General features: G+C 68.6%; 2 protein-coding genes. Both read left to right on the plus strand.

Features of this window, described 5'->3' with window-relative positions:
- Positions 1–124 precede the first annotated feature (124 nt).
- Positions 125–1,543 (plus strand): replication-associated recombination protein A, encoded by a 1,419-nt coding sequence (locus tag Y704_RS0112325; protein ID WP_026550339.1) that lies wholly within the window; start codon positions 125–127, stop codon positions 1,541–1,543.
- A gap of 290 nt (positions 1,544–1,833) precedes the next feature.
- Positions 1,834–2,460: a 30S ribosomal protein S4 gene (gene rpsD, locus Y704_RS0112330; RefSeq protein ID WP_026550340.1), complete on the plus strand. Its 627-nt coding sequence runs from the start codon at positions 1,834–1,836 to the stop codon at positions 2,458–2,460.
- Positions 2,461–2,546 lie beyond the last annotated feature (86 nt).

Genomic DNA, 2,546 nt, shown 5'->3' on the forward strand with positions numbered 1-2,546 from the left:
CGAGCCACCCCGGCAGGCGGCCGGCCGCGACGAGTACTGTCCTGGTGTCCGTCATGAATGAGCCTCCCTGCCCGGATGGGCTCCGGCCGCTGCGTTGTCCGTGCTACACAGTAGCCTTGGCCGTGTGGATGATCTATTCAGCATGGGCACCGATGAGGACGCCGACGACGACGTCCTCGGCTCGGGTGTCGGAACGGCGTCGGGGCCCGGTTCCCCGCTGGGACAGCGCCCGCGGAGTCCCCTCGCCGTCCGGATGAGGCCCCGTACCCTTGATGAGGTGGTGGGCCAGCAGCATCTGCTGGGGCCGGGATCCCCGCTGCGGACCCTTGCCGGGGATGCTGATTCCGGCGGTCCTGCCGGCCCTTCCTCGGTCATCCTGTGGGGCCCGCCGGGAACGGGCAAGACCACCCTTGCGCACGTCATTGCGCGGGGGCAGGGCCGGAAGTTCGTGGAGCTCTCCGCGATCACCGCCGGGGTGAAGGACGTCCGGCGGGTCATGGACGAGGCGCTCACGGCCAGGGACCTGCACCGCCGCACCACCATCCTCTTCCTCGACGAGATCCACCGGTTCAACAAGGCCCAGCAGGACGCCCTGCTGCCGGGGGTGGAGAACCGCTGGGTGGTCCTGATCGCGGCGACCACTGAGAATCCCTCCTTCTCGGTGGTGTCCCCCCTGCTGTCCAGGTCCCTTCTTCAGACGCTCAAACCGCTGACCGAGGCCGACATCGCCGGGCTGCTCCAGCGTGCCGTCGACGACGACCGCGGCCTTGCCGGATCGGTGCGGCTCACGGAGGAGGCGCTCGCCCACCTGGTACGGCTCGCGGCGGGAGACGCGCGGCGGGGACTGACAGCCCTGGAGGCCGCAGCGGGCGTCGCCCACTCCGTCCAGGGCAACCCGGCGGGCAGCGTCGACGTGGAGCTCGACCACGCGGAAAAGGCCGTCGACGTCGCAGCACTGCGCTACGACCGGGCAGGCGACCAGCACTACGACGTCGCGAGCGCGTTCATCAAGTCGCTGCGCGGCTCCGACGTCGATGCGGCGCTGCACTACCTCGCCCGCATGCTCGAGGCGGGCGAGGACCCCCGCTTCGTGGCGCGGCGACTCATGATCTCCGCCTCCGAGGACGTCGGGATGGCCGATCCGTCAGCGCTGCAGACGACGGTTGCGGCTGCGCAGGCCGTGCAGCTCGTGGGCATGCCCGAGGCGCGGATCATCCTTGCCGAGGCAGTGGTCCACGTGGCGACCGCCCCGAAGTCCAATGCGGCCTACAACGGCATCAACGCGGCTGTCGCCGACGTGCGTGCCGGCCGCGGGCAGGGCATACCGGCTCACCTTCGGGACGCCCATTACCCGGGTGCGGGCCAGCTCGGCCACGGAAAGGGCTACGTCTACTCCCATGACGAGCCGCACGGTATCGCGTTCCAGCAGTATGCACCGGACGATCTCGTGGGCCGTGACTACTACACACCCACCGATCGGGGCGCTGAACGGGACATTGCTACCCGCCTGGGGCGCCTGCGGAGGATCATCCGCGGAAAGTGACCCGAGGACCGGTGAACATCCTTGCCGCCGCACCGGGGGAGCCTGTTACCCCCGTGGAATTCAGCGCACCGGCGGGAAACTGCTAACATTGCAGGTTGACTGGCAAGTCGCCGATCCCCTGCGTTGTCCCGAGCGTTTGCGCGCGGAACGACAGCAGGCCGGCGGACTGTAGTACCGGGAAGCGGCCACTCCCGGCTCTCCCTTCATGGAGGCCAGCTACATACGAAAAGTGCCGTGTGGCCCCTGTGGCCGCGCAGGTTCTTTGCCGCAGAAATTAGTGAAAGGTAGACGTGGCTAACAACACACGTGCCCGCCGCAAGGTCCGCATCTCGCGGGCCCTCGGCATTGCTCTGACTCCGAAGGCCGAGAAGTACCTCGAGCGTCGGCCCTACGCGCCCGGCCAGCACGGCCGTGCACGCCGCAAGCAGGACAGCGACTACGCCGTACGCTTGCGCGAAAAGCAGCGTCTTCGCGCCCAGTACGGCATCCGCGAGGCACAGATGACCCGTGTCTTCGAGGAAGCCCGCCGCACCGCAGGCCTGACCGGTGAGAATCTCATCGAGCTCCTCGAAATGCGCCTCGACGCCCTCGTCCTGCGTTCCGGCTTCGCACGGACGATCGCCCAGGCCCGCCAGCTCGTGGTTCACCGCCACATCATGGTGGACGGGGGCCGCGTGGACCGCCCGTCGTTCCGCGTCGCCGAAGGCCAGCTCATCCACGTGCACACGCGCAGCGAAACCATGGTTCCGCTGCAGGTAGCGGCAGCCGGCGCTCACCGCGATGTCCTTCCGGCAGTTCCCGGCTACCTCGAGGTGCAGCTGGACAAGCTCCAGGCCCGCCTGGTGCGCCGCCCCAAGCGCTCCGAGGTGCCTGTCACCTGCGAAGAGCAGCTCGTGGTGGAGTACTACGCCCGCTAGTCGAGCTTGGAACGGCGGCAGTGTCCGCCGCGCATAACTGAAGAGACCTACCCAATAGCCCGCGGCAACCGCCGCGGGCTATTGGG

Origin of the sequence: Arthrobacter sp. Br18 (assembly GCF_000520555.1) — a bacterium.
Lineage (GTDB): Bacteria > Actinomycetota > Actinomycetes > Actinomycetales > Micrococcaceae > Arthrobacter_D.